Consider the following 6,018-nt stretch of genomic DNA (forward strand, 5'->3'; position numbering starts at 1 on the left):
TTCTATGTCAATTATGGCTATGTCTGATGCCAGCATACTTTTTAGAACACCACCGAATATATTAATGATAAATGATGGTTAATGCGATAACGTTAGTGGCCGTCATTATAACATGATTGATGGCCGTATTTAGGCTCGACATAAATAGGTAGACAATAATATAGCTACTCACTTCAGCTTAGTAGCAAGACGCCCCTTGAATAAAAACCAGTTAATCTCAATATACAAGTGTAAACTTAACTACGAAAATCATGGTTATATGCTAAACTACGTGCGCTTTCGCAGTCTAACACCCTGACTGCAATGCTAAATCTGAGCGTCTATAACGCACTGTAACACTGGCAATGATCGATAGGATTATTTATTATGAAACGTTATGAATGTATTGTCTGCGGCTGGATATATGACGAAGAGCTCGGCTGCCCAGAAGAAGGTATCGCACCAGGAACCAAATGGGATGACATCCCTGACGACTGGACTTGCCCAGAATGCGGTGTAGGAAAGCTTGATTTTGAGATGGTTGAGCTGTAATAGACGATTCTCTAATTAGGACACTTCATGACGACATCAAATGATATGAATAGTGCCAAAGAAAAGACCAAATCACAGACAATCCTTAATGAAAATGCAGGAAACTACCCCACCGCTGAGTGGCAAAAGTTCGGTATACATCAATGGGGTAACTCTGATCTCAGTGATCACCTTTATCAATCAATGATTGATATCGGTGATGGTATCGAGCTGTGTGTTGAAGCCGGTGGTAATCCTAATAATCCGCCCTTATTAATGATTATGGGACTTGGCTCCCAAATGATTTTTTGGCCAGACAATTTCATCAAACGTCTCATTGATGCAGGTTTTTTTGTGATACGTTTTGATAATCGTGATATTGGTTTGTCCTCTAAAGTGCAGATCGAAGGTTTGCCGCGTATTAACCAACTAAAAATGATGCTACGCTTACAAACTGGCTTATCAAATAAGAGCACACAAGTTGCTTATAATTTAACGGATATGGCAGAAGACACAGTTCGCTTAATTAAGGCATTGCAGTTAGGAAAGACGCACCTGCTCGGCGCTTCTATGGGTGGTATGATTGCACAAATCGTGGCCGCACGCTATCCAAGCCTAGTGCAGCGAATGGCGCTGATGTTTACCACGACCAACCGCGCTTTCCTAAAACCACCAAAGCCAAAGCAACTATATACCCTTATCAATCGCCCTGAAAGCCATTCTGAGCGTGATATTGTAAGGCATAGCGTCTGGTTTATGAAAACAGTCGGCACCCCTGGGCATGTCAATGTACGTATGGTGCGTGAGATTGCTAAAATACGCTATCAGCGCAGCTTCCATCCACTCGGCACGGTGCAGCAGCTTAATGCCATTTTGGCATCCGGCTCTATCAGTCGATTCAGTAAGCAAGTCAAAGCGCCAACTATCGTATTACATGGCAGTGCGGATGGCCTGTTACCTGCCTCACAAGGCCGTGTGGTTGCAAAGACCATTCCTAATGCCTCGTTTCATTTAATCGAAGGCATGGCACATGATATTCCTGAGTATTATCAGCCTTATATGGTGGACTTAATCAGTAACCATTTATTAGAAAAGTAAGGAATCAGAACGCTCAGTGTCAACAGCTTAAGAAACGTTAAACAAGCCATAAGTAATAACAAAAAAAAGAGTGTAAACCTATGAGCTCATAATAGGTCTTACACTCTTTTTTATTGTGATTTTTTAGGGTCTGTTGAAGTTATAAGTACTAACCCTCATCACAAGCGACACCCGCACCCTCTTTATCAATACACATTTTAGTGTCATTTTTTAGATTACCAATCCACGCCTTACCATCCGTAAATACAAACGCAGGCTTACCTTTGTATTTATCATTAGCCGACACGCCGCTGTCAGAAAAACGAAACGGAATGACTAACTCACCACCAAGGTTAATAAACCCCCAGTCTTTACCAATTCGAACACCAGCCAATCCTTCGGAAAAGGACTGCACTTCATCAAATGAATAAGTAATCATGATCACATTGTTGTCATCGACAAACCCCCATTTACCATCTTGCTTACGTGGTTGTAACGTGGTAAAACGAGTGATAGGTTGACTTGCTTGTACTGAGCTTGATTCTGATGATGAAGCTGACTCATCGCCGGTGTTACTATTGCTACTGCCATTAGGGTCACTAGTCGTCTTGCCATTTTTATCCAGCCAGCTGATTGCTCTGTTTTTATTGACACGTGCCACGCCACCTCGATAGTCATCGATATCACTGAATGCTGCCGAAAACGGCACAATGATTTTATTAGCCGTATTAATAACGCCGTACTTGCCAGATTTTTTTACGATGATACGACCCTCTGATACCGCGCGCGCCCAGCCTGCTGACTCGCCTAATAAATCATAAATGACCGGCACAACTTCACGACCTTGCATATTAATATAGCCAACTTTATTTTTCCGCTGGACGGGAATTAGGCCGCCAGAAATTTTATCCGCCTTAATCTCGTGATAACGTGATAAGTCAACGACGGCTTTGCCTTTGCTATTAATTAAAGCAACGGGCGCGCCAAAGTCTTTGATGGCCAAAAAATAACCGCTACTTGATGTGCAAGAGACGTTTTTGTAGTAGCTTTTGGGCAATTTGCAGCTGGCCGCTTGTGCCGTTGACGCTGCAAATAAGGCACTACAGACCACTCCCAAGGCAAAACCATAGCGCGGAATCATTCGTGGTAAATTGAACATCGAGCATCGTTGTGGTTTTGATAATGAGTATTGCAACATAAATAAACCTAAGCTAAAAGTATGGAGGTTTTTGGTATAAACGTTAATATAGTGTCTGGTCGAGAGTGACTATTATAGACCACTAGGCCAATAAATATATGTCGTCACCACCGCTTAATGTAACTGGTTATTTTTAAGCTCAAAACCTCGACAATACAGCCTAATTTACTATCGTTTTTAATATAGGCCTTGATACTGATACTGATACTGATACTGATACTGATACTGATACTGATACTGATACTGATACTGATATAGAGCTTAACAGAGTATATTAATACAGAAATAAGGATTGTTTATGGCGCTTGCTGCTTCACGCTCTGCCCCTATCGGCTTAGTCATTGGTTGTATCATATTTGGTCTGGGGAGTTTAATCGTTGCTCATGTCGATATCGGTGGTTGGGCGATGTCGTTTTGGCGATTGGCCATTTCAGGCATCGTCTTTGCTGTCTTAGCAAAAATTATGGGACAACGCTTACCTCGTTCAAGGCGGGCTATTTTTTATGGTCTATTGTCAGGTGCATTTTTAGGGCTGGATTTGGCATTGTGGCATGAGAGCATTTATGCCGTTGGCCCTGGCATCTCAACATTACTGAACAGCTTACAGATTTTCTTTTTGGCGGCGATTGGTTTTTTATATTTTAATGAACACCAATCGATTGTACAGCTCATCAGTCTGTTTTTAGCGATGCTAGGCGTCGCAATGATCGGCAGTCCTGAATTTGCTCATAATACAGCAGCAACTTGGGGCTTCATCACTGGTATCGTCTCGGGTGCAATGCTGGCTGCATCAATGACGTTCATTCGTAAAACGCATGATACAGAACCAACACCGATATTTGTGTTAATGCAGCTAATTAGTATCGGTGGTGTCTTTGCCATGATTATTCCGATGCTAGTATTTGATATGGGGCATATCTTACCGAACACATGGTCTGAGATTGGTTGGGTGCTTATCTACGGTACCGTGATGCAGTGCTTGGCATGGGGACTCATCGCCTACTCTATTCCCAAGCTGTCTCTAGCATTGACTGGGTTATTACTATTAACTGAACCAGTTGCTGCATTGGTCATTGATTATAGCTGGCTGGACAAACCGATTAATGGCTTACAATGGAGTGGTGCACTGTTAACCATGCTTGCGATATATCTAGGCTCATTAAAACCTAAGCCACGAGCGCTGCGTCGATATCGGTTTTTTGCACGCTTTTATAAACGTAAATATAAATAACAGCGTAAATATAAATAAATTTGATGGTCTCGTTCAAAAAAATCCCCCGTTCTAGAGATAGAATGAGGGCTTTTTTAACATCATCAATTCAGTTTATATAGTTCATAAAGGCTATAACACTCAAGCTATTATTTGGCTAATAATTTCTTAGCCGCTTTTACTTCAGACGCTTGATTGAATAGGATATTCAATACGATGGCAGCTAGCGTAGCAGTACCGATACCACCCAAATCAAAACCACCTAAATGCAAGCTAAAGTTGCCGGTACCCATGATAACAACGACAGCTGCAATGATTAGATTACTGTTTTTGCTAAAATCAATATGATTGTCTATCCAGATTTTCACACCTGCCAGCGCAATCAAACCAAATACAACGATAGATGCGCCGCCTAATAATGCCGCTGGGATGGTCTGAATGATGGCGCCAAACTTTGGAGACAGTCCAAGAACAACCGCAACCACACCTGCCACCACAAATATCGTCGTGCTATAGACCTTGGTCACCGCCATTACACCGATATTTTCAGCATACGTAGTCACGCCTGTACCACCAAACCCTGCCGAAAAAGTCGTTGCTAAGCCATCAGCGAGAAAAGCGCGACCCATATAAGGTGTGACGCGAGCGTTGGTCATGCCCTCGACCGCTTTAAAGTGCCCTAAGTTTTCAGCCACTAAAATAAAGGCCACTGGTGCAATCATAATAATAGCATTTTTATCAAAACTAGGCGTATGAATCGTTGGTAGACCGAACCATGAAGCCGCGGCCACGCTCGTAAAATCAATCGGTGCTCCAAAGCCTAAAACATTGGTCATCACAAAATAAGCAGCATACGATAAAATCAAACCGACCAATAACAATAGGCGACGTAACATGCCGCCAGTAAACACGGCTACAACACTGATGAGCAACACCGTCAATGTGGCCATCCATGCATCAAACTGATTGGCCGACACACCCTGAATAGTCACCGGTGCTAAATTAAGACCAATGATCATCACGATGGCACCGGTCACGATAGGTGGCATCAAGCGCTCAATCCAGCCAGTGCCCGTCTTCATCACCAATAGTCCAATCAAGGCATAAATAATACCGCAAGCCATGATACCGCCCAAAGCGACATTTAGATTACCATTGAACCCTGCACCTGCATAGGCTGTCACAGCGATGACTGGACCGATAAAAGCGAAGCTTGAACCCAAATAACTTGGCATGCGCCCACCAGTGATCATAAAGAACATCACCGTACAAATACCTGACATCAAAATAGCTAAATTAGGATCAAATCCCATTAATAATGGTGCCAGCACCGTCGCACCAAACATCGCAAAAGTATGCTGCACACCTAATAAGACACTTTTTGATGGTGGTAGATATTCATTAATACCGACTGGATCACGATCCAAGTTACCCTGATACGGTCGCCATGTCGGGAACCAACGACCATTGTTAAAGTCTGGATTTTTTGAATAACTTATGGCAGCTGAATCAATACCTGCAGCTTCTAGTGCATTTTGTTCTGGTGGCTCTTGAGCACCATTTTTTGAATGGGAGGAAGGGTCTTTTTGAGATGGCATGCGCTTATCCTATGTGAACTGAGCTAAAATAATAGGCGACAATAAATAATGTACTGAAAATACAGTCAGGTTGTGACGTCAATAATTGAGGATAGGTAGTTAGAAAATACGGTCAGTAGTAAACCTAGTACTGGAACATTTAACAGACCCTACATACCACCCTAATTTATTCATTTATGTTTTAATATAGCAAACCAAAAGTATTATTTGCTATGATGAGCATATACTGCTGTATATATAAGGTTTTGCTAGATGTATCAGGTCGGCTATGCGTTGCTAAAAATGGTTTCAGTCGTGCTTTGTTATTCAACGTACTCTATGACGACAACCAGCTTACAGGATGTTACATAGCCGTCGACTCCGGGTCATATTGACATACTCCCACCACTTTCGCAAAGCTCAAGTGGGGGATTCTAAAAGCAAAT

General features: G+C 42.4%; 5 protein-coding genes. 3 read left to right on the plus strand and 2 right to left on the minus strand.

All coding sequences use genetic code 11. The annotated features are described in order from the left end of the window. Positions 1-366 precede the first annotated feature (366 nt). Together EI164_RS14160 and EI164_RS14165 are read left to right on the plus strand one after the other, a co-directional pair. Entirely contained in the window at positions 367-531 is a 165-nt protein-coding gene (locus EI164_RS14160) for a rubredoxin (protein ID WP_192520571.1), read from the plus strand. Positions 532-558: 27 nt separating this feature from the next. Then, positions 559-1,608, plus strand: a complete 1,050-nt coding sequence (locus EI164_RS14165) for an alpha/beta fold hydrolase (RefSeq protein ID WP_192520572.1) — start codon at positions 559-561, stop codon at positions 1,606-1,608. A gap of 148 nt (positions 1,609-1,756) precedes the next feature. Here EI164_RS14165 and EI164_RS14170 read toward each other — a convergent pair whose 3' ends face one another. Continuing rightward, entirely contained in the window at positions 1,757-2,746 is a 990-nt protein-coding gene (locus EI164_RS14170; RefSeq protein WP_225739317.1) for a WG repeat-containing protein, read from the minus strand. Between the two features lie 337 nt (positions 2,747-3,083). Here EI164_RS14170 and EI164_RS14175 point away from each other — a divergent pair, with 337 nt between their 5' ends. Then, complete coding sequence (locus EI164_RS14175; protein WP_192520574.1) at positions 3,084-4,016, plus strand: DMT family transporter; 933 nt, start codon at positions 3,084-3,086, stop codon at positions 4,014-4,016. Positions 4,017-4,144: 128 nt separating this feature from the next. Here the strand turns inward: EI164_RS14175 and EI164_RS14180 are convergent, their stop codons facing one another. Continuing rightward, a complete protein-coding gene (locus tag EI164_RS14180) occupies positions 4,145-5,593 on the minus strand; it encodes a solute carrier family 23 protein (protein ID WP_192520575.1) in 1,449 nt (482 codons plus the stop codon). Positions 5,594-6,018: the final 425 nt, after the last annotated feature.

Source organism: Psychrobacter sp. FME13 (assembly GCF_014861395.1).
Taxonomy (GTDB): Bacteria; Pseudomonadota; Gammaproteobacteria; order Pseudomonadales; family Moraxellaceae; genus Psychrobacter.